The organism is Nocardioides scoriae, from assembly GCF_900104965.1.
Lineage (GTDB): Bacteria > Actinomycetota > Actinomycetes > Propionibacteriales > Nocardioidaceae > Marmoricola > Marmoricola scoriae.
The window spans coordinates 3,318,407-3,338,457 of record NZ_LT629757.1 but is presented as its reverse complement, the minus strand read 5'-3'; the positions used below and the strand labels follow the sequence as shown (position 1 = coordinate 3,338,457).

Annotated in this window: 20 protein-coding genes; 4 read left to right on the top strand and 16 right to left on the bottom strand. The window is 72.5% G+C overall.

What is annotated here, in order from left to right:
- The first annotated feature begins 181 nt into the window (after positions 1 to 181).
- The gene (gene zwf, locus BLU55_RS15800) at positions 182 to 1,621 is read left to right on the top strand and encodes a glucose-6-phosphate dehydrogenase (RefSeq protein WP_091734084.1); all 1,440 of its coding nucleotides are present in this window, start codon (positions 182 to 184) and stop codon (positions 1,619 to 1,621) included.
- A gap of 70 nt (positions 1,622 to 1,691) precedes the next feature.
- Positions 1,692 to 2,540 carry an aldo/keto reductase gene (locus BLU55_RS15795; protein ID WP_091731637.1) on the top strand — a complete coding sequence of 283 codons (849 nt, stop codon included), beginning with the start codon at positions 1,692 to 1,694 and terminating at the stop codon, positions 2,538 to 2,540.
- A gap of 70 nt (positions 2,541 to 2,610) precedes the next feature.
- Here BLU55_RS15795 and BLU55_RS15790 read toward each other — a convergent pair whose 3' ends face one another.
- On the bottom strand, positions 2,611 to 3,165 hold the full coding sequence (locus BLU55_RS15790) for a hypothetical protein (protein WP_091731635.1): 555 nt from the start codon (positions 3,163 to 3,165) through the stop codon (positions 2,611 to 2,613).
- A gap of 346 nt (positions 3,166 to 3,511) precedes the next feature.
- On the opposite strand from BLU55_RS15790, the gene BLU55_RS15785 reads away from it, so the two are divergent.
- Positions 3,512 to 4,453 (top strand): type IV toxin-antitoxin system AbiEi family antitoxin domain-containing protein, encoded by a 942-nt coding sequence (locus tag BLU55_RS15785; protein WP_091731632.1) that lies wholly within the window; start codon positions 3,512 to 3,514, stop codon positions 4,451 to 4,453.
- A gap of 83 nt (positions 4,454 to 4,536) precedes the next feature.
- Here the strand turns inward: BLU55_RS15785 and BLU55_RS15780 are convergent, their stop codons facing one another.
- The 10 genes from BLU55_RS15780 to BLU55_RS15735 all read right to left on the bottom strand — a co-directional run bounded on the left by BLU55_RS15780 (position 4,537) and on the right by BLU55_RS15735 (position 15,043).
- Positions 4,537 to 5,625, bottom strand: a complete 1,089-nt coding sequence (locus BLU55_RS15780) for an ABC transporter ATP-binding protein (protein WP_091731629.1) — start codon at positions 5,623 to 5,625, stop codon at positions 4,537 to 4,539.
- Entirely contained in the window at positions 5,625 to 6,761 is a 1,137-nt protein-coding gene (locus BLU55_RS15775; RefSeq protein WP_091731626.1) for an ABC transporter ATP-binding protein, read from the bottom strand. Before BLU55_RS15775 ends, BLU55_RS15780 begins: the two co-directional genes overlap by 1 nt.
- Positions 6,758 to 7,771 carry an ABC transporter permease gene (locus BLU55_RS15770; protein ID WP_091731623.1) on the bottom strand — a complete coding sequence of 338 codons (1,014 nt, stop codon included), beginning with the start codon at positions 7,769 to 7,771 and terminating at the stop codon, positions 6,758 to 6,760. The genes BLU55_RS15775 and BLU55_RS15770 overlap by 4 nt, the downstream gene beginning before the upstream one ends.
- Positions 7,772 to 7,909: 138 nt before the next feature.
- The gene (locus BLU55_RS15765; RefSeq protein ID WP_091731621.1) at positions 7,910 to 9,676 is read right to left on the bottom strand and encodes an ABC transporter substrate-binding protein; all 1,767 of its coding nucleotides are present in this window, start codon (positions 9,674 to 9,676) and stop codon (positions 7,910 to 7,912) included.
- Positions 9,677 to 9,750: 74 nt separating this feature from the next.
- Positions 9,751 to 10,740, bottom strand: a complete 990-nt coding sequence (locus BLU55_RS15760; protein ID WP_231916910.1) for an ABC transporter permease — start codon at positions 10,738 to 10,740, stop codon at positions 9,751 to 9,753.
- A gap of 196 nt (positions 10,741 to 10,936) precedes the next feature.
- Complete coding sequence (locus BLU55_RS15755) at positions 10,937 to 12,214, bottom strand: MFS transporter (protein ID WP_091731618.1); 1,278 nt, start codon at positions 12,212 to 12,214, stop codon at positions 10,937 to 10,939.
- Complete coding sequence (locus BLU55_RS15750; RefSeq protein WP_091731616.1) at positions 12,201 to 12,413, bottom strand: SCO4848 family membrane protein; 213 nt, start codon at positions 12,411 to 12,413, stop codon at positions 12,201 to 12,203. Before BLU55_RS15750 ends, BLU55_RS15755 begins: the two co-directional genes overlap by 14 nt.
- On the bottom strand, positions 12,410 to 12,853 hold the full coding sequence (locus BLU55_RS15745) for a histidine kinase dimerization/phospho-acceptor domain-containing protein (protein ID WP_091731614.1): 444 nt from the start codon (positions 12,851 to 12,853) through the stop codon (positions 12,410 to 12,412). Before BLU55_RS15745 ends, BLU55_RS15750 begins: the two co-directional genes overlap by 4 nt.
- Positions 12,854 to 12,945: 92 nt before the next feature.
- Positions 12,946 to 14,562, bottom strand: coding sequence for a sensor histidine kinase (locus BLU55_RS15740; protein ID WP_091731611.1), 1,617 nt, complete (start codon positions 14,560 to 14,562; stop codon positions 12,946 to 12,948).
- A gap of 25 nt (positions 14,563 to 14,587) precedes the next feature.
- On the bottom strand, positions 14,588 to 15,043 hold the full coding sequence (locus tag BLU55_RS15735; RefSeq protein WP_091731608.1) for a response regulator: 456 nt from the start codon (positions 15,041 to 15,043) through the stop codon (positions 14,588 to 14,590).
- Positions 15,044 to 15,204: 161 nt separating this feature from the next.
- Here BLU55_RS15735 and BLU55_RS15730 point away from each other — a divergent pair, with 161 nt between their 5' ends.
- Positions 15,205 to 15,879 (top strand): response regulator, encoded by a 675-nt coding sequence (locus tag BLU55_RS15730; RefSeq protein ID WP_091731605.1) that lies wholly within the window; start codon positions 15,205 to 15,207, stop codon positions 15,877 to 15,879.
- A gap of 188 nt (positions 15,880 to 16,067) precedes the next feature.
- Here BLU55_RS15730 and BLU55_RS20070 read toward each other — a convergent pair whose 3' ends face one another.
- The 5 genes from BLU55_RS20070 to BLU55_RS15710 all read right to left on the bottom strand — a co-directional run bounded on the left by BLU55_RS20070 (position 16,068) and on the right by BLU55_RS15710 (position 20,000).
- Positions 16,068 to 16,199 carry an MFS transporter small subunit gene (locus BLU55_RS20070; protein WP_269457924.1) on the bottom strand — a complete coding sequence of 44 codons (132 nt, stop codon included), beginning with the start codon at positions 16,197 to 16,199 and terminating at the stop codon, positions 16,068 to 16,070.
- Positions 16,196 to 17,623, bottom strand: a complete 1,428-nt coding sequence (locus BLU55_RS15725) for an OFA family MFS transporter (RefSeq protein WP_091731602.1) — start codon at positions 17,621 to 17,623, stop codon at positions 16,196 to 16,198. Before BLU55_RS15725 ends, BLU55_RS20070 begins: the two co-directional genes overlap by 4 nt.
- An 86-nt stretch (positions 17,624 to 17,709) precedes the next feature.
- Entirely contained in the window at positions 17,710 to 18,654 is a 945-nt protein-coding gene (locus BLU55_RS15720; RefSeq protein WP_091731599.1) for a sucrase ferredoxin, read from the bottom strand.
- A complete protein-coding gene (locus tag BLU55_RS15715; RefSeq protein WP_091731596.1) occupies positions 18,609 to 19,754 on the bottom strand; it encodes a cupin domain-containing protein in 1,146 nt (381 codons plus the stop codon). The genes BLU55_RS15720 and BLU55_RS15715 overlap by 46 nt, the downstream gene beginning before the upstream one ends.
- Positions 19,755 to 20,000 (bottom strand): hypothetical protein, encoded by a 246-nt coding sequence (locus BLU55_RS15710; RefSeq protein WP_091731593.1) that lies wholly within the window; start codon positions 19,998 to 20,000, stop codon positions 19,755 to 19,757.
- Between the last annotated feature and the right edge of the window lie 51 nt (positions 20,001 to 20,051).

Here is a 20,051-nt window from a genome sequence, read left to right as displayed (position 1 = left end):
GAGGGGTGTGAAGATCGGGTGGTCAGACAACTTGAGTCCGACTGGCTCAACTCTAGACACCTGCTCCAACCCCCGGCAAACCCGGGGTGTTCCCCTCGGGCAGGGAAATTCGTGATGTCCGGTCCGGGCGAACCAGACAGTCGGCTTTGCAACCGGGCCGCGGCGGAGAATGCTGGTCCTCATGCCGACACCCACGACCGTCGTGCTCTTCGGAGCGACCGGCGACCTCGCGCAGCGCAAGCTCCTCCCCGGGCTGCTCCACCTCTTCCAGTCCGGCCTGCTCACCGAGGTGCAGGTCGTCGGGACCTCGCTCGACGACCACACCCGTGACAGCTTCGTCGACTTCACGAGGATGGCGATCGCCGAGCACGGCGGCGAGGGCGCCGACCCCGAGGGCTGGGAGGAGTTCAGCAAGCGGCTGCACTGGGCGCCCGGGGCGGGCGGTCCGGCCGCGCTGCGCGAGACGGTGGCCACCGCGGAGTCCCACTTCCCCGCCGACACCGAGCCCCGCCGGCTGGCGTACCTCTCGGTGCCCCCGAAGGCCGCGCTGCCCGTCGTGCACCAGCTGCGCGACGCCGGCCTGGTCGAGCGCTGCCGGATCATCATGGAGAAGCCGTTCGGCACCGACCTCGAGTCGGCCAAGAAGCTCAACAACGCGCTGCACGAGGTCTTCGACGAGGAGAACATCTTCCGCATCGACCACTTCCTCGGCAAGGAGGCGGCGCAGAACATCCTCGCGTTCCGCTTCGCCAACGGCCTGTTCGAGCCGATCTGGCACCGCAACAACATCGACCACGTGCAGATCGACGTGCCCGAGGAGCTGGGCCTGGCGCAGCGCGCCGACTTCTACGAGTCGACCGGCGCCTACCGCGACATGGTGGTGACCCACCTGTTCCAGGTGCTGGCGTTCACGGCCATGGAGCCGCCCACGGCGCTGGAGCCGTTCGCGATCTCGGAGGAGAAGAACAAGGTCTTCCGCTCGATGCTGCCGATCCAGCCGAGCGACGTCGTCCGGGGCCAGTACGTCGGCTACCGCGACATCACGGGCGTGCGTCCCGACTCCGAGACCGAGACCTTCATCGCGCTCAAGTGCTACGTCGACAACTGGCGCTGGGCCGGCGTGCCGTTCTACCTGCGCACCGGCAAGCGGCTGGCCGAGGGGGCGCGCATCATCTCGATCGCCTTCCGCGAGCCGCCCCGCTCGATGTTCCCCGCCGGCTCCGGCGTCGGCGACAACGGCCCCGACCACCTCACCTTCGACCTCGCGGACCAGTCGAAGATGTCGCTGTCCTTCTACGGCAAGCGTCCCGGCCCGGGCATGAAGCTCGACAAGCTCTCGATGCAGTTCTCCATGCACGAGACCGGCTGGGCCGGCGCCGTCCTCGAGGCCTACGAGCGGCTCATCTACGACGCCGCCCGCGGCGACCGCACGCTGTTCACCAGCGCGGAGGGCATCGAGCGGCTGTGGGAGGTCTCCCAGCCGCTGCTCGACAACCCGCCGCCGGTGCGGCCGTACGCCCAGGGCTCGTGGGGCCCCAACCGGATCCACCAGCTGATCACGCCCCACCTGTGGCGGCTGCCCTTCGAGCGCACCTGGCGCGACCCCAACTCGCTGGGCTGAGGTGCCGGCCCTGGGGGCCCCGACGGCGCACGTCGGAATAGCCGCGGGCCCCAGGGGTATTGGGTCAGGTATGGCTACTGTCCCGAACCTCACCCTCAACGACGGCAACACCATCCCCCAGCTCGGCTTCGGGGTCTTCCAGGTCCCGCCGGAGGACACCGCGAAGATCACCGGCCTGGCGCTGGACGCCGGCTACCGCCACATCGACACCGCGCAGATGTACGGCAACGAGAAGGGGGTCGGCGAGGCGATCGCCGCCTCCGACCTGTCGCGCGACGACGTCTTCATCACCAGCAAGCTCAACAACGGCTTCCACGAGCCCGACGTGGCCCGCAAGGCCTTCGACCAGACCCTGGCCGACCTCCAGGTCGAGCAGGTCGACCTGTTCCTCATCCACTGGCCGCTGCCCACCCGCTACGACGGCGACTTCGTCTCCACCTGGAAGACGCTCATCGAGTTCCAGCAGCAGGGTCGTGCGAAGTCGATCGGCGTCTCCAACTTCCAGCCCGCGCACCTGGCCCGGCTCGCGGAGGAGACCGACGTGGTCCCTGCCGTCAACCAGATCGAGGTCCACCCGTTCTGGACCAACGAGGCCGCCCGCGCGGCCAGCCACGACGCCGGCATCCTCGTCGAGGCGTGGTCGCCCATCGCCCAGGGCGGCGTCCTCGACGACCCGACCATCTCCGAGATCGCCCGCTCGGTCGGCCGCTCCACCGCCCAGGTGACGCTGCGCTGGCACGTGCAGCGCGGCGACATCATCTTCCCCAAGTCGTCCTCGCCGGAGCGGATGGCCGAGAACTTCGCCATCTTCGACTTCGAGCTCAGCGACGAGCAGGTCGACGCCATCTCGGCGCTCGACAAGGGCGAGGAGGGTCGCACCGGCCCCAACCCGGACGAGTTCGACTACATCCCGGACTGAGCCACCCCGCACGACAGCACGGGCCGGTCCCCCCTCGCGGGGGGCCGGCCCGTGCGGCGTACGACGGGGGTCAGCCGATCGTCACCGTGACGACGTTGCTGGCGACGCTGGCCTGCGGGTCCCACATCCGCAGCCGGTTCTCGCCGGTGCGGCCGCTCATGATCCAGGTCTGGTACGTGCCCGCGCTGACCGTGGCGTCGACGCCGAAGTCGGTCCAGGTGCCGCCGTCGTAGCGCTGCACCTGCAGCTGCCCGGCGTCGGCGCCCCGGTAGGTGCCCGTCAGGTTGATCCGCTGCATCGCCGAGACCTGCGGCGGGCTGACCTCGAGCTGCAATCGGCCTCCGTTGGGGCTCGCGCTCTGGCTCGGCGTCGCGGTCGCGCTGGGCGACCCCTCGTCCTCGGGCACCGGCAGCGCCGTGCTCGGCAGCGGCTCGGACGGCGACGACGCGGCCGCCTCCCCCGCCCCCGCGCCCTCGTCGACCCCCTGGTCCAGGCCCAGCGCCCGCACCGACAGCAGCGTGCCCACCGCGATCACCAGGCCGATCGCCACCAGGGCGACCAGGCCCTTGACCAGGGCTCCGCGCACCTGCTCGTCTCGCTCGTCGTCGGGTCGCTCGTCGTCCACGTCGTCCTCCGGTGGCCGTCCCCGGCCGTCGCTGGTCGTTTGCTGGTCGTTGCCCCGCTCCCCCGACGAGGGTGCCACAGGCCCAGCTGGGCGGCCGGCGGGTGGGGGCGGGGGGCGTTGCGCACGTCACGGAATCACCGGGTACCCGGTGGTCCATGGACTCCGGGGGCACTGCAACCCCCCGGGAAGTCCATGGAACCCCTGGGAGGTCGGGCCGGCGCGGACACCGCGACCGGTCCCGCCGTACGACGCCGAACGCCGTCCACAGGGTCGGCTCGGCAGCGCGCCGTCCACAGCCCGCCGAGTGCGCCTGGCGGCGGGGGCTGCGACGACCTTGACTCCCCGCATGGACGAGCTCGCGAGGATCAGCCAGGAGCAGGGGGTGTTCCTGCGGCGCGAGGCCATCGCCGCGGGGGCCGACGACGCGTGGTTGGCCCGCGCCCGACGCTCAGGCGTCATCCACCGCGTGCGCCGGGGCGCCTACGTCCCCGCCGAGGACTGGACCCCGCTCGACGAGGCGGCGCGGCACCGGCTGCTCGTCCGGGCGGTGCTGCGGACCGCGGGTGCCGCAGCCGTCGTGTCCCACGTCTCCGCGGCCGCGGTCTGGGGGACGCCGCTGTGGGACCTGCCGCTCACCGAGGTCCACCTGACGCGCCTCGACGGTCGGGCGGGGCGACGCGAGGCCGGCGTGGTGCAGCACTGCGGGCGGCTCGGCGAGGAGGAGACGGTGCAGGTGGGTCCCTACACCGTGACCACCCCCGCCCGCACGGCGCTCGACCTCTTCACCCTCACCGACGTCGAGCACGCCCTGTGCGTGACCGACCACCTGCTGCACAGCGGGCGCACCACGGCGGCCGAGCTCCGGCGCGCGCGGACCCTGATGCGGCGTACGCCCGGCATGCTCGCGGCCGACCTGTTGGTCGCCCTGGCCGACGCCCGGAGCGAGTCGGTCGGCGAGACGCGCAGCCGTCACATGTTCTGGCGGCAGGGCCTGCCGGCGCCGATCCCCCAGTTCGAGGTGCGCGACGGCCGGGGACGGGTGGTCGCGGTGGTGGACTTCGCGTGGCCGGCATACGCCTTGTTCGTGGAGTTCGACGGGTTCGTGAAGTACGAGAAGCTGCTGGCGCCCGGCCAGAGCGCCTCGCAGGTCGTGGTGGCCGAGAAGCAGCGCGAGAGCCTCGTGTGCCGGCTCACCGGCTGGCGCTGCCACCGGCTGGTGTGGGCCGACCTCCACCGTCCAGCGGAGACCTGCCGACTGCTCAGGTCGCTGATGACGGTCGCCGCCTGACCCTCACGAAGCGGACGAAGCAGTCGTCCTCCCAGGCTCTTCATGGACCTCGGGGGCATTGCAGTGCCCCCGGAGTCCATGGATCACCGGGTACCCGGGGGTTCCGTGGCAGGCGCGCCCGCCCCCACCTGCTCCCCCGCGACGTTCTCGGGGAAGTGGCAGGCCACCTGGTGGGAGCTGGTGCCGATCTGCAGGAGCGGGGGCTCCTGCGTCGAGCAGATCTCCTGGGCCTTCCAGCAGCGGGTGTGGAAGCGACAGGCGGGGGGCGGGTTGATGGGGCTGGGGACGTCGCCCTCGAGGCGGATCCGCTCCCGCGTGTGGCGGCGCTTCACGTCGGCCACGGGCACGGCGGAGAGCATCGCGACCGTGTAGGGGTGGTGGGGCCGGTCGTAGAGGTCGTCGCGGTCGGCGATCTCGACGATCTTGCCGAGGTACATCACCGCGATCCGGTCGGAGACGTGACGCACGACCGACAGGTCGTGGGCGATCATCACGTAGGTCAGGCCGAGCTCCTCCTGGAGGTCCTCGAGGAGGTTGACGACCTGGGCCTGGATCGAGACGTCGAGGGCGGAGACCGGCTCGTCGGCGACGATCAGCTTGGGCTTGAGGGCGAGCGTGCGGGCGATCCCGATGCGCTGGCGCTGGCCGCCGGAGAACTCGTGGGGGTAGCGGTTGTAGTGCTCCGGGCTGAGTCCGACCAGCTCGAGCAGGTCCTGCACGGCCTTCTTGCGGCCGCCCTCGGGCGTGACGCCCTGGAGGTGGAACGGCGCCCCGACGATCTTGCCGACCGTGTGGCGAGGGTTCAGCGAGGAGTAGGGGTCCTGGAAGATCATCTGGATGTCGCGGCGCATCGGCCGCAGCTTGCCCTCGGACAGGTGGGTGATGTCCTGGCCGTCGAAGCGCACGGTGCCGCCGGTGGGCTCGAGCAGCCGGGTGACCAGCCGTGCCGTGGTGCTCTTGCCGCAGCCGGACTCGCCCACGATCGAGAACGTCTCGCCCCGGCGCACCGCGAAGTCGACGCCGTCGACGGCCTGGACGGCGCTGGCGCCGCGGCCGAACAGGCCGCCCTTGATCGGGAAGTGCTTGACCAGGCCCTCGACCTCGAGGAGGAGGTCCGGGGAGCCGTCGTCGGACGCGGGCCCGGTGGGGGCGGGGGCAGGGGTGGTGGTCATCAGGCGAGCCTCGGGGAGATCTCCTGCGCCCAGATCTGCTGGCGCTGGTCGGTCGGGATGTGGCAGGCGACGTCGTGGCCGCCGGCGCCGGCGAGCGGGCCGCCGGCCAGGAGGTCGGGCCGCTCGGTCGTGCACCGGTCGCCGGTGACGCGGTCGGAGAACTCGCAGCGCGGGTTGAACGCGCACCCCGACGGCACCCGGATCAGGCTGGGCGGCGTGCCCTTGATCGGCAGCAGCCGCTCGGTCGGCGGCTTGTCGAAGCGCGGCATCGAGCCGAGCAGGCCCCAGGCGTAGGGGTGCTCGGGGGCCTCGAAGAGCTGCTGGGCGGTGCCGTACTCCGCGGCGCGGCCGGCGTACATCACCAGGATGTCGTCGGCGAGCTCGGCGACGACGCCGAGGTCGTGGGTGATGATGACGACCGCGGAGTTGAACTCCTGCTGCAGGTCGCGGATCAGGTCGAGGATCTGGGCCTGCACCGTCACGTCGAGGGCGGTGGTCGGCTCGTCGGCGATCAGCAGGCTGGGGTCGCACGAGAGCGCCATCGCGATCATGGCGCGCTGCCGCATGCCCCCGGAGAACTGGTGGGGGTAGGCGTCGACGCGGCTGCGGGGCTCGGGGATGCCGACCCGGTCGAGCATGTCGATGGCGTGGGCGCGGGCGGCCTTCTTGGAGACGTCGTTGTGGATCCGGTAGGCCTCCACGATCTGGTTGCCCACCGTGTAGAAGGGGTGCATCGCCGAGAGCGGGTCCTGGAAGATCATGGCCATCTTCTTGCCGCGCAGCCGGCGCACGTCGTCGAGCGGCCGCCCGACGAGCTCCTCGCCGTCGAGCCGGATCGAGCCGCTCAGCCGCGCCGTCCGGCCGGTGTGCAGGCCCATCACGGCCATCGAGGTCACCGACTTGCCCGACCCCGACTCGCCCACGATGCCGAGCGTCTTGCCGCGGTCGACGTGGAAGGACAGGCCGTCGACGGACTTGACCAGCCCGTCGTCGGTGGAGAAGTGCACCCGCAGGTCTTCGACCTGGAGGTAGTGCTCGGCCGCGTCGGGACCGGCGGCGGTCCGGTCGGCGTGGCTCTGGAGCCCGCCGGACCGCATGCCCGGCTGCTGGGTGGACTGCTGGGAGGACTGGCTCATCGGGTGCGCACCCTCGGGTCGATGACGGCGTAGAGCAGGTCCACGACGAGGTTGGCGACCGCCACGAAGACGGCGATCAGGAGGACGACCCCGAGGACCTGGGGCAGGTCGTTGGCCTTGGTGCCGTCGATGGCGAGCTGGCCCAGGCCCGGGAGGCCGAAGACGGTCTCGGTCAGCACCGCGGTGCCGATGAGGAGGCCGAAGTCGAGGCCGAAGATCGTGACGATGGGGGTCAGCGCCGCCCGCAGGCCGTGCTTGACCACCACCGTGCGCTCCGGCAGGCCCTTGGCCCGGGCGGTGCGGATGTAGTCCTCGCTCATCGTCTCGAGCATGCCGGCGCGGGTCAGCCGGGCGTACTGCGCGGAGAAGAGCAGCGCGAGCGTGATCCAGGGCAGCAGCAGGCCGTAGGCCCACTGCGCGGGGTTCTGCGTGAAGGGCGTGTACGTCGCGCCCGGTGGCGTCCAGCCGAGCTGGTAGCTGAACACCGACAGCGCGATCAGGCCGGTCCAGAAGACCGGCATGGACACGCCGGCCAGCGCCACGGTCATCGCGGCGCGGTCGAAGAAGGAGCCGCGGCGCAGCGCGGAGAGGATGCCGATGCTCAGGCCCAGCAGCAGCCAGAGCACGGCCGCGCCGATCGCCAGGGAGAACGACACCGGCAGGCGGCGCAGGATCTCGGGCGTCACCGGCGCCTGGGTGCGGAAGGAGTAGCCCAGGCACGGGGCCGGGCAGCTCACCTGCTGGGCGCCGGTGTCGATGGTGGTGCCGAACAGCACGCCCTGCAGCCAGTGCCAGTACTGCACGACGATGGGGTCGTAGAAGCCGAGCCGCTCGGCGGTCAGCTTGACCGTGTCGGCGGTGGCCGCGCGCCCGACGTAGCGGGTCGCGAGCGTCTCAGGGGTCGCCCCGGCGAGACGGGGCATCAGGTAGAAGATCGCGAACGTGATCATGCTGACGATGACCACGAGCCCGACGGCGGCGATGAGTCGCCGGATGATGTAGCTGATCACGTGCCTCGGCAGGGGGGCCGACCCGGACCGGACCTCGCGGTCCGGACCGGGTCGACCTCCTACGCCTTCACCTGCTCTCGGTGTGCCCCGGGGGGCATGGTGGCGGAGTTGCGACGGTGGTGCGGGTCGGGCTCGGGACTACTTCTTCACGCCCATGGCCGTGTAGTCGTAGTAGCCGAAGGACTCGTTGACGAACACGTTGGTCGCGTTCTTCGAGCGCAGCAGGACCGCCTTGGCGTACACGCCCGGGTAGATCACTGCCTCCTCCATGACGCGCTTGTCGACGGCGCCCCACAGCTCGTTGCGCTTGGTCTCGTCCTGCTCGGTGATGGCCTCGTCGACCATCTGGTCGACCTCGGGGATGCGGACCGAGGTGTTCGAGGAGCCACCGGTCTCCCGGATCACGCGGCTGTCGACGATCTGGGACAGGAAGCCGTAGCCGTCGGGCCAGTCGGCACCCCAGCCGTTGACGCAGATGCCGAGGTTGTTCTTCACGACGTACGGCGGCAGGCCGCAGGTGCCGGAGAAGTAGTCGTTCTCGGGCAGGGGGCGCGGGGTCGCGGTGATGCCGACCTTCTCCAGCGACTGCTGGAACGCCTCGGCCGTGGCCTTCTCCTTCGGGCGCTCGGCGCGGTAGCCGATGTTGAACTCGAAGCCGTCGGGCTGGCCGCAGGCCTCGAGCGCGGACTTGGCCTTGTCGGGCTGGCCGTTGGGGTTGTCCTTCTGGCCGTAGAGGTCGAAGTCCTGGTAGCCCGGGATCTGCGGGGGCAGCAGGGTGGTGGCGATGTCGCCGCCGGCGTACTGGCCGCCGTAGGCGTTCTGGTAGCTGACCGGGCTCATGGCGTACATGACGGCCTTGCGGCAGTCGATGTTGTCCAGGGGCTTCACGGTCGGGTTGATCGAGGAGTACCACAGCCGCGCGTTGACGGGGTTGTCCGCGCGCTCGCGCAGGTCGGCCGACTGCAGCACCTTGGGCAGCGCCGCCGCCTGGATGCCGGTGCCGGCGATGTCGACGTCGATGGTGCCCGCGATCAGCTGGTTGTCGAGGTCGTTGGCGTCGAGGCCGAGCTTGACGTCCATCTCGTCGGGCAGCGCCTTGCGGTTGGGGTCGGTCGAGGCGTCCCAGTTGGGGTTGCGCACGAGCGTGAACCCGGTGGTGGGGCTGTACTTGCCGTCGAACATGTAGGGACCCGAGGAGATGACGTGGTCCTTGTACTTCGTCCCGGTGTCCTCCGCCTCGGGCACGGGGGCCGTCTGCGGGAGCTGGGCGAGGTAGTCGAAGCCGGCGAACGGCGTGGTGAGGTGGAAGACGATGGTCTTGTCGTCGGGCGTCTCGATGGCCGAGTCGGTGTTGACGTCGGGCGTCTTGTAGGGGCCCTTGTAGTTCTTCGGCAGGTCGAGCATGCCCTCGAAGTAGGCCGGCCCGTTGGGGAAGGTCTGCTTGTCGGTGGAGCGGAGCACGGCGTACTTGACGTCCTGCGCCGTGATCGGGGAGCCGTCCTCGAACTTCACGCCGTCGCGCAGCGTGTAGGTCCAGGTCTTGCCGCCGTCGCTCGACTTGCCGAGGTCGGTGGCCAGGTCGGGGGTCAGCTCGAGGCCGGCCTTGCCGGGCTCGGTCTTGAACATCACCAGGGTGCGCGCGTAGTTGCGCAGCATGTCCCAGGAGTAGCCGTAGTAGGTCTCGCCGGGGTCGACGGTGTCGCCCCACTCGCCGGCCAGGCCGAAGGTGAGGGTGCCACCCTTCTCGTCCGACTCGTCCACGACCTTGCCGATCGCGGCGTTGGACAGCTCGGGCTCGTCGCCGTTGCCGCTGCTGCTGCCGCCCCCTCCGGAGCCACAGGCGCTGAGCCCGAGGGCCGCGACCGCGACCATGGCCGCGGCTGCTCTCTTACGCGTGATGCGCATCTTCCTCACCTTTCTCTCCTCCGGCCCTGGCAGGCGCAGGGTCGCGGGCTGTGCGAGCGCAGTGGTCCGAGGACTCACCGGCTGCTCTTGGGGTCGAACGCGTCGCGCAGCCCGTCCCCGAAGAGGTTGAAGGCCATGACCGTGGCGAAGATCGCCAGGCCGGGCCAGAACATGAAGTGCGGGACGGTGTAGAAGTTCACCGCGTCCGCGAGCATCCCGCCCCAGCTGGCGGTCGGCGGGGGCACGCCGACGCCGAGGAAGGACAGCGCCGCCTCGAAGAGGATGTTGGTCGGGATGATGAGCGTCGCGTAGACCAGGATCGGCGCGATCAGGTTGGGCAGCAGCTCGGTGAACAGGATGTAGGGCCGCCGGGCACCCAGGCTGCGGGCGGCCTCGACGTACTCCCGCTCGCGCAGGGAGATCGTCTGGCCGCGCACGATGCGCCCGATGTAGGGCCAGTTGAAGAAGCCGATCACGAAGACCAGCAGCGAGAGCCGCAGCGGCAGGCCCGAGAGGCCGAACGCCTTGTCGGGGATGACGCCCGAGAGCGCGATCGCGAACACCAGCAGCGGGAACGCCAGGAAGATGTCCATGATCCGCGACAGGACCGCGTCGACCCAGCCGCCGAAGAACCCCGCGACGATGCCGATCGTGGTGCCGATGACGACCGAGACGAAGGTGGCGAGGATCGCGATCAGCAGCGAGATCCGGGCGCCGTAGAGGACCCGGCTGAAGATGTCGCGGCCGTTGACCGTCTCCAGGCCCATCGGGTGGGCCCAGCTCATCCCGCCGAAGGTGCCGTAGGGGATGCCGCCGAGGCCCATGTTGAGCAGGTCCTCGTGGTACTCGTCGGGCGGGCCGCCGGTGATCTTGACCAGCAGCGGGGCGAACAGCGCCACCAGCACCAGGAAGACGATGAAGCCGGCGCCCGCGAGCGCCACCTTGTCGCGGCGCAGCCGTCCCCACGCGATCTGGGAGAGCGAGCGACCCTCGATGCGCTGCTCGCCCGCGGCGATGGCCTCGGGGTCCGCCATGGCGGACGAGGGGTCCTCCAGCGTGCTCAACTCGGGGGCCTCCCAGGCTGGTCGGACGATCTCCTCGGCCCCTCGGTGGCCGGGGTCCGGACCACGTCGGGCGGCGCGGTCGACTCACCTTGGTCCGCGGCCCCACCCCGGTCAAGCAGGCGGGTCCCCCGTTGCCCAATCGTGACCGACCGGCGCCCGGGGGCGGGAACTCCTGCGGCCGGTGCGGCGTACGGCCTCAGGGTGTGGCGAATCCGGCCTCGATGTCCGCACGATGACCGTGCAGCAGCCACCACACGCCGGCGCCGATGGCGATCCCGCCGACGCCGGAGACCACGAAGACGGCCGGCAGCCCCGCCACCGACGCGAGCGCGCCGCCCCCGAGGGTGCCGAGCGGGATGCCACCCCAGATCACGGTGCGGTAGGCGCCCTGCACCCGGCCGAAGAGCACCTCGGGCACCAGCGCCTGGCGCACCGACATCACCTGCACGTTGAACGCCGAGACCGCTGCCGCGCTGGTGGCGAAGCCGGCCACCGCGACGACGGGGTGCGGCGCCAGGCCCATGGCGAGCAGGGCGGCGGCCGACAGCACGCCGGTGACGCCCATGGCGTGGGTGCGGCCCAGCGTGCGCGTGACGTACGGCGAGGCCAGCGCGCCGACCACCGCCCCGATCCCCCCGGCGGCCAGCATCACGCCGAACCCGCGCTCCCCCAGGCCGACCGCCTCGAGGGCGTAGAGCACCAGCACGCCCTGCACCAGCGAGTGGCACATGGCCTGGACCGAGGTCAGCACCATCAGCGAGCGCAGCAGCCGGTGGTGGAGCAGCCAGCGCAGCCCCTCGGCCGTCGCGGCGCGCAGGGTGGGCCGCGCGGCGGTCGTGGCACCGGCGTCGGTCGCGCGGGCCGGTGCGGCCGGGCGGCGCACGGCCACGCCCAGGACGAGCAGCGCCGCCACGGCGTACCCCCCGGCACCGGACCACAGCGGCAGGCTGGCCGCGGCCGCGAAGAGCCACGCCCCCACCGGAGCGCCGGCGAACTGGTTGCCGACGCTCTCGGCGGTGGCGAGCAGGCTGTTGCCCCGCTCCAGCTGGTGGCGCTCGACCACGGCCGGGAGCAGCGCGCGTGCCGCGTTGTCGTGGACCGTCTCGGCGCAGCCGAGCACGAACGCCGCCGCCCCCAGCACCGGGAGCGTGGCGACGCCCGCGACCACCGCGGCGGCCAGCAGCCCCAGCGCCGCCGCGCGCCCGATGTTGGCCGCCGCCATCGCGGCCCGGCGGTCGACCCGGTCCACCAGGGTGCCGGCCGGCAGCGAGAACAGCAGCCACGGCACGAAGGCCAGCGCGGAGACGGTCGCGACGGCGACCGGGTCGCGGGTCAGGCTGGCGGCCAGGAGCGGCAGCGCCGCCTGCAGCACCCCGTCGGAGAGGTTGCTGGTCGCGCTGGCGCCGAACAGCCGGCGGAAGCCGCGGCCGAGCCCCGGGCGGGGACCCGGGGCGGCGGGCTCAGCGGCTGGCACGCAGCGCGCGCAGGCCCCACCGGCCCAGCACCACGGCGATCACCAGGTTGACCACGATCAGCACGCCGTGGGCCACGAAGTAGCCGGTCGGGCGGTCCTCCTCGGTCTGCACCAGCGCCTTGGTGAACTGCGCGTAGGTGACGACGTTCCACACCGCGACGGCGACCAGGACCAGGGCGTGCTTGCGCTCGAGCTTCACCCCGCCAGGGTAGGTCGACCCCGACTGGCGTCCCGAGCCGGCATGGGGACGAACCGACGAGCCGGGGGAGGTGGGGTCGACCCCGGCACCGATCCCCGACCTCGCGCCCAGGAGCCGAGGGCCTCGAGCACGACGGCCAGGTCGGGGCCCTGCTCCTGCGCCCCGGTGCTGTGGTGGCACACGTCGAGCACCTGCTCGACGGCGGCGCTCAAGCGCAGGCTGTTCACGGACACCCGTCGCAGCATCGACGCCTGGGCCTCGCTGAGCGGCCCCACCTCGCCGTCGAGCAGCAGCTCGACCAGTCCCACGACGCTCGTCGACGGAGTGCGGAGCTCGTGGTCCAGCAGCTCCACGAGGTCGTGACGGACGGCGTCCCGACCGGACGGGACGGCGACGGCGACCGGGATCGCCGTCTCGCCCGCACCGGCAGGACGGTTCACAGGATCGCGGTGTCGCGGGGCGGAGGGGTGCTCATCCATCCAGGGTGGCACCGCGACGCAGCCGTCCGACAGGCGCGCAGGTGGGGTCCTGACTAGTGCGATGGCGCTGGTGCGTCGCCGGTGGACGGGACCCACAGTCGTACGACGGTGCCCGCGCCCGGGACGCTCTCGACGTCCAGGTGCCCCCCCACGAGTGCCGCCCGGTCGTGCATGTTGCCCAGGCCGCGGTGGCCGGCCCCTCGGTCCGCGGTGGGGTCGAACCCGACACCGTCGTCGGTCAGGGTGACCGCCATCCCGCCCCCGACCGTGGTGGCGGCCAGCACGACGTGACGGGCCCCGGCGTGGTGGCGCACGTTCCACAGCGCCTCCTTGAGGATGCGCAGCGCTTGGACCCGGACCGCATCGGGCAGGGTGGGCGCGGGCCCGTCGTCCAGCCGGACGTCCACCACGACCTCGACCCCCGCGTCCCCGAGCACCTGCTCGACGGCGTCGCGCAGCAGGGCCTCGGAGGGGACCTCGTGACCGACCGGCTCCAGCTCGAAGAGCAGGTCCCGCAGCCCGGTCACGACGTGGCGCAGCGTGGCCCCCACCGACCCGACCTGCGCGGCGAGGTCGGGGTCGTGGGCCGCGACCTGCCCCTCGAGCATCCCCAGCCGCAGCTCGAGGGCGGCGAGCGACTGCAGGGAGTCGTCGTGGATGCCGGCGGCGATCCGGGACCGCTCCCGCTCCTGCGCGTCCGCCAGCCGCTCGGACAGCTCGTGGCGCTCGAGCGCCAGCTGCTCGAGCTGGCGCCGCACGGCGAATCCGTCCAGGGCGAAGGAGACGTTCTCCCCCAGCGAGCGCAGCAGCGCGCCGGTCTCGCCGCCGAAGGCACCCGGGTGCTCGGAGTAGAGGCACAGCACCGCGGCGGGGACGCCCCCCTGGACGAGCGGCACCGTGGCCGAGGAGCCGATGCCGTACGGCGCGGCGAGGTCTCGGAACGGCCGCACGATCTCGTCGTTGCCGAAGTCGGAGGTGAACCACGGGCGCCCCTCGCGCAGCGCCAGCGCAGTGGGGCCGTTGCCCCGGGGGTGCGCCGGATCGATGCTGATGTCCAGCGCGGCGACGTAGCCGTCCAGTGCGCCGGCAGAGGCGGCGGAGTGGACCCGCCCCGCATCGTCCGCGCGACCCACCCAGGCGCCCAGGTAGCCACCCCGCTCGACCGCGACCCGGCAGGTCTCGGCGAACAGCGCCTGCTCGTCGCCCGCTCGGACCACGACCTCGTTCAGCTCCGCCAGCGTCTGGTAGGACCGACCCAGCTCGCGCAGCCGCTCCTCGGTGGCCAACCGGCCGCTGACGTCGACCACGGACGCGATGGTCCAGAGCCCGTCGCCGCTGCGCAGCGGGATGAGGCTGATCTCGACCGGGAAGGTGCTGCCGTCGCGCCGTCGCGCAGCCAGGTGCAGACCCGCTCCGAGATCGCGGGCGCGCGGGTGCGCGGCGTACCCCGCGCGGAGCTGGACGTGACGATCCCGGGCGGACTCCGGGACCAGCTCCTCCACCCGACGGCCGAGGAGGTCGTCCAGCTCGTACCCGAACGCCGCGAGGGCCGCGCTGTTGGCGAAGTCGACCAGACCGGTGTCGTCGACGGCGATCACGGGGGTGGGCGCGGCGTGCAGCACCGCGAAGACGCTGTCGGCGTCCTCCAGACGACGCAGGTGTCGGATCACCGCCGCCGCCGGTGTCGCCGCGGCGTCACGTCAGCACGTGCCCGTCCCGGACCAGTGTTCGCAGCGCCTCGGCGCCCGACGGGCCGGCCACGACGACCTCGCCACGGGCGCACCTCTTGACCAGGGACCCCAGGTCCCCCCCGAGGTGGCCCTTGACGAGGTAGCCCACGGCTCCCTCGCGCAGCAGGGACACGACGGTGTGGGTCGCGGCCTGCGCCGAGATCGCGACGACCGCGACCTCGTGGAGGCGTCCGTCCTCGCACGCCTCGCGCACCGACCGGGCGGCGTGGACGCCACCGTCGGGCATCCGGACGTCGACCAGGGCGACGTCGGCGTGGGTGCGGGCCAGGGTCTCGACGAGCCCCGCGCCCGAGGACAGCGACGCCACCACCTCGATGCCCGGGTCGACGCCCAGGACGTCGACCAGCGCGCTCCGGAAGGTGCTGTCGTCGTCCGCCACCACTACGCGGGTGCTGGTCATCGTCTGGCTCCCTGGCTGGGGGCCTCCAGTCTCCGCCGAAGTCGCGGCCGGCGAAACGCGTGCAGGCACCAGTCGGTCTAGTACCTTGGCACCAGATCGAGCGGCCCCCGGCCGCTCGGCTCGGGGGAGGGGTGCGACCACGCACCCCGGGTGGGGGACCCATGAACGCCACGGACGACGTCCAGGAGAGCGACACCTCACCCACGCGCGTGCTCGTGGTCGACGACCACGAGGTGCTGGCCACCAGCCTGTCGATGGTGCTCGACGCCGAGCCGGACCTCACCTCCGTCGGCGTCGCCCGGAGCCTGGAGCAGGCCCGCACCCTCGTGCGGAGCACGCAGCCCGACGTGCTGCTCCTCGACCACCGCCTGCCCGACGGCGACGGCGTCAGCGCGATCCCCGAGCTGCGGGCGCTGCGCGAGCAGATGCACGTCGTGGTCCTCACGGCCACGGCGGCCGACCACGTGCTCGTCGCCGCCATCGAGGCCGGCGCGTCCGGGTTCGTGTCGAAGACCCGCGGTCTGGCGGAGGTCACCGCCGCGGTGCGGGCCGCCGCCTCCGGGGAGGCCCTGATCTCCCCCGAGATGCTCGCCCGGCTGCTGCCGCGGCTCACGCGGAGCTCGGGTGCACGGCACCAGGAGCTGACCGACCGCGAGCACGAGGTCCTGGGGCTGCTCGCACGCGGCATGACCAACGCCGCGATCGCGGCGCAGCTGGTGGTCAGCGTCCACACCGTGCGCAACCACATCGCCAACCTGTCGGCCAAGCTGGGCGCGCACTCCAAGCTCGAGGCGCTCTCGATCGCCGTCCGCGAGGGCCTGCTCCCCGACCGCTGAGGGCGGCCGGGTGCGTGCCGCCACGTGGTGCATCGGGGCCAGTCCGGGTGGGGCCCGTCGGCTCAGGCGTGCACGCGTACGGCGCGGCAGACTCGACCCAGGTGGGCACGACCCCCTGTGGCCCACCCGGCACCACCGGACGCGGAGGGCCCCTCCCCCCAGGGGCACCTCCGCGTCGCGGGTGGTCCTCAGCCGAGCAGCTGGGCGGCCTTGACCAGGGTCTGCCACAGGCCGTAGGCCAGCGGCACCGAGACGAGCAGCCACGCGAGCGTGACGAGCAGCGGGCTGGTGGGGCGGTCGTGCGCGTCGTGCTGGCTCATCGGGTGCCTCCTGAGGTGGCGGGCTCACCGGAGCGGCCGGCTCCGGAGCTGCGCTCGGCGTGGGTGGACAGGGCGTCCTGGTCGAAGTGCTTCTCGTCGACCGGCTTGACGAGCAGGTTGGCGACGAAGCCCACCGCGAGCACGACGACCATCGTGATCAGCGCGGGGTGGTAGTCCGAGGCCACCAGCGAGCCGGGCTCGCCGGCCGCGTCGAGGAAGCCGTTGACGATGAGCGGCCCCATCACGCCGGCTGCCGCCCACGCGGTCAGCAGGCGACCGTGGATGGCCCCGACCTCGAGGGTGCCGAACAGGTCCTTGAGGTACGCCGGGACGGTCGCGAAGCCACCGCCGTAGTAGCTGATGATCACCAGCGCCAGCACGACGAACACGGCCGTCGACTGCTGGCCGATCGTCGCCAGCAGGACGTAGAGGACCAGTCCCACCCCGAGGTACATCATGTAGATCGGCTTGCGTCCGATGCGGTCCGACAGGCTCGACCACACGAAGCGTCCGGCCATGTTGGCCAGGCTCAGCATGCCGACGAAGCCAGCGGCCTCGGCGGCCGAGACGCTGGAGTCCTGGCCGTCGCGGAAGAAGTCCTGGATCATCGGCGCGGCCTGCTCGAGGATGCCGATGCCCGCGGTGACGTTGCAGAACAGCACCACCCACAGCAGCGCGAACTGCGGCGTGCGGATGGCCTGCTTGGCGCGGACGAGCGCGCCGTTGCGACCGGGCTGGTGCGCGGCGGTGGCGTCGTCCTCGAAGCCGGGTGGCAGGCGGATCAGCGCGGCGCCGATCATCATGAAGACGAGGTAGACCAGGCCGAGGGTCAGGAAGGTGCTGGCCAGGGCCGAGGCGCTGGCGCCGTTGTCGGTGTTGGCCGGGTCGAAGCCCGGGTCGAACGTGCCGAGCAGCAGCGTGGACAGCGGCGAGGCGATGAGCGCGCCACCACCGAAGCCCATGATGGCCATGCCGGTGGCCAGGCCCGGCTTGTCGGGGAACCACTTGATCAGCGTGGAGACCGGCGAGATGTAGCCGATGCCCAGGCCGATGCCGCCGATGACGCCGTAGCCGAGGTAGAGCAGCGGCAGGCTGCCGATCGCGATGCCGAGCGAGCCGACGAGGAAGCCGGTGCTCCAGCACAGGCCGGCGGCGACCATCGCCTTGCGGGGGCCGTTGCGCTCCACCCAGGTGCCGAGCACGGCGGCCGAGAGGCCGAGCATGACGATGGCGATGGAGAAGATCCACGCCACCGCGGTCTGCGAGGACTCGAAGCGCTGCACCAGCGAGGCCTTGAACACCGAGAAGGCGTAGACCTGGCCGATGCTGAGGTGGACGCAGAGCGCGGCCGGGGGGATGAGCCACTTGCTGTAGCCCGGTCGGGCCACGGTGTTCTTCTTCTCGAGGAAGGCCAAGCCTGCCATGCGCACCTCCTGGTGTCGGTGTGTGACGTACCCCACCCGGAGTGGTGGAAACCTGGACGACCTTCGCACGCCGGACGGCGGTCGGGTCAGGCGCCCCCGGCCTCGGAGGTGTCGGGGTCGAGCCGGACGAGGGAGGTGACCGCGAACGTCGGGACCCGCGAGAGCCCGGCCGCCCCGCAGGTCAGCCGGGCGGGCTCACCGGTGCGCCGCTCGACGCGCACCTCCCAGCGACCGCTCTCGTGGGCGAACACCGCCCGCTCGGCGTCGAGGGCGACGAGCCGCACGGAGGTGAGGCGGTCGTCGTCGAGGTGGCGGCGCAGCGCGACCTCGGCGTGCTGGACCGACATCGGCCGGCTGGACCGGCCGCGCAGGTGGTCGAGGTCGAGGCGGCCCGCCTCGTGGTGGTGCGCCAGGCCGGTGACGCCCTCGGGGGTGACCTGGCCGTAGTAGAGACCCTCGGGCAGCACCAGCACGTTGGCGGCGAAGCGGTCGCCGCCGACGTGGGAGACCTCCCACGTCTGCTCGGGCCGCACCCCGGTCAGCGCGGCCACCACCGGGCGACCGCGCTCGGCGCAGCAGGCGTCGTGGCGGCCGTGGGTGCACACGGCGTACACCGGTCCGGGCGCGGGGTCCCAGCCCTCGGGGGCCTCGCCGCGGGCGATCGCCGCGACGTCGACGTCGAGCAGCTCGCGGTGGTCCTCGACCGTGCGGACGAGGAGCTGGCGACGGCCGGGGAAGCAGGCCATCACGGCGTACGACGAGCCGCGGTGCGCGCGGTGGTGCCGCCGGGCGAGGAGCACCTTGAGGTGCTGGTGGCCGCCGAGGTGGCGGCGCACGTCCTCGGGCAGCCGGCTGTCGCGCAGCACCGACTGCCCCCACGGGCCGTGGTGCTCGACCAGCAGGAACGCCGCGAGGTGCGGAGCGCTGCCGGCCGGGTCGTCGCCCCGCTCCAGGGCGGCGCCGGAGCAGCGGACGGGCGCGGCGCTCAGCGCCGGACCTCCAGCAGGCCCTCGCGGACCAGTCGACGGCACAGCACGAGGCTCGAGGCGGGGTCGAGGTCGAGGTCGTCGGGCGTGAGCTCCAGCAGCCCGCGCAGCTGCTCGACCGCGGTCGTGATGCGGGCGGGCACCGTGACCCGGCGGTCGCCGAGCAGCAGGTGGAGCCGGTCGCCGTCCGGCTGCAGCACGCAGGCGCGGCCGGGGCGCCGCCGCAGCGGGGTGTCCCCGGCCAGGTCGGCCAGCGCCATCCGGTCGAGCAGGCTGCCGCCGAGGGGGCTCGTGACGCGGCCCTGGAGGAAGGAGCTGGCCTGCGCGTCGGCCACCGCCTGGGGGTCCAGGGCGCCCAGGGCGTCGGACAGCCGGCCGAGCCGCTCGGCCAGGCCCTGCGCCAGCACACCGGGCCGGTCGAGGTGACCGGCAGGCAGGTGGGTGTCGAGGTCGCCGAGCCCGGCGAGCGCCTGCTCGACGGCACGGTCGACCAGGCTGCGCCAGGTCAGCTGGTTGATCCCGACGGTCACGTGCAGGGAGACGGTGTCCTGGGCGCGCGCGGCGTGGGGCGTGCCGGTCGGGAGGTACATCGACAGGCCGGGCTCGAGCAGCACCTCGCGGGCGTCCTCGTGGTCCTCCAGCGGCGCGGGGTGCACATCCCACAGCTTCGAGCCGTGGGTCTGGAAGACGAAGACGTCGTGGCTGTCGCTGTGGACCGCGAAGCCCTGCGAACCGGGCGGGGTCAGGTAGGCGTTGGCCTGGCACGGGTGGCCCAGCGCGAGCTCGAGCTCGGCGACCAGCCTCGTCAGGGGTGCCCAGTAGCGGTGCAGCCCCTGCAGCACGACGGTGGCGCCGTCCTCGAACAGGTCGGCGACCTTGCGGGCGTCGACCAGGCCGGTGAGGGGCTGGCCGGCCAGGGTCGACCCGCTGCGGGTGAACGCGGAGGCCGGCAGCACGGCGCCGTCACGGGCGACGCGGACCGCGGGGGTGCGGATGGCGGTGCTGGTGAGCAGGTGGTCGACGTCCGCGAACGACAACAGGCCGACGAGCTCGTCGGGCTCGGCGCGGTGGACGTGGACGTGCGACGCCCAGACCTTCTCCACGAAGGTCTGGGCGTCGCCGCTGAGCAGGTCGAGAGCGTCCACCTACGAGTCGGAGGCGTCGCTGTCGGAGCCGTCGGTGCCGTCGTGGGCGGCGGTGTCGCTGCCGGGAGCGTCGGCCGGGCCGTGCGAGCTGCCGTCGGAGGCGTCGCTGTCCGAGCCGTCGGTGCCGTCGTGGCCGGCGGTGTCGCTGCCGGGCGCGTCGGCCGGGCCGTGGCCGCTGTCGCCGCCGGTCGCGGGAGTGGTCTCGATCTCGTCGTCGCCGAGCGGCTGGTTCGGGGTCTCGCTCATGTCGCCTCCTGGGATGGGTGGGCGCTGCGGTGCGCCGCCACCTCCGTGCCC

Bases quoted from the DNA above. Each gene is read 5' to 3' on its own strand.
- zwf (WP_091734084.1), top strand. From the start codon at position 182: ATGCCGACACCCACGACCGTCGTGCTCTTCGGAGCGACCGGCGACCTC.
- BLU55_RS15795 (WP_091731637.1), top strand. From the start codon at position 1,692: ATGGCTACTGTCCCGAACCTCACCCTCAACGACGGCAACACCATCCCC.
- BLU55_RS15785 (WP_091731632.1), top strand. From the start codon at position 3,512: ATGGACGAGCTCGCGAGGATCAGCCAGGAGCAGGGGGTGTTCCTGCGG.
- BLU55_RS15780 (WP_091731629.1), bottom strand. From the start codon at position 5,625: ATGACCACCACCCCTGCCCCCGCCCCCACCGGGCCCGCGTCCGACGAC.
- BLU55_RS15775 (WP_091731626.1), bottom strand. From the start codon at position 6,761: ATGAGCCAGTCCTCCCAGCAGTCCACCCAGCAGCCGGGCATGCGGTCC.
- BLU55_RS15765 (WP_091731621.1), bottom strand. From the start codon at position 9,676: ATGCGCATCACGCGTAAGAGAGCAGCCGCGGCCATGGTCGCGGTCGCG.
- BLU55_RS15735 (WP_091731608.1), bottom strand. From the start codon at position 15,043: ATGACCAGCACCCGCGTAGTGGTGGCGGACGACGACAGCACCTTCCGG.
- BLU55_RS15730 (WP_091731605.1), top strand. From the start codon at position 15,205: ATGAACGCCACGGACGACGTCCAGGAGAGCGACACCTCACCCACGCGC.
- BLU55_RS20070 (WP_269457924.1), bottom strand. From the start codon at position 16,199: ATGAGCCAGCACGACGCGCACGACCGCCCCACCAGCCCGCTGCTCGTC.
- BLU55_RS15725 (WP_091731602.1), bottom strand. From the start codon at position 17,623: ATGGCAGGCTTGGCCTTCCTCGAGAAGAAGAACACCGTGGCCCGACCG.
- BLU55_RS15710 (WP_091731593.1), bottom strand. From the start codon at position 20,000: ATGAGCGAGACCCCGAACCAGCCGCTCGGCGACGACGAGATCGAGACC.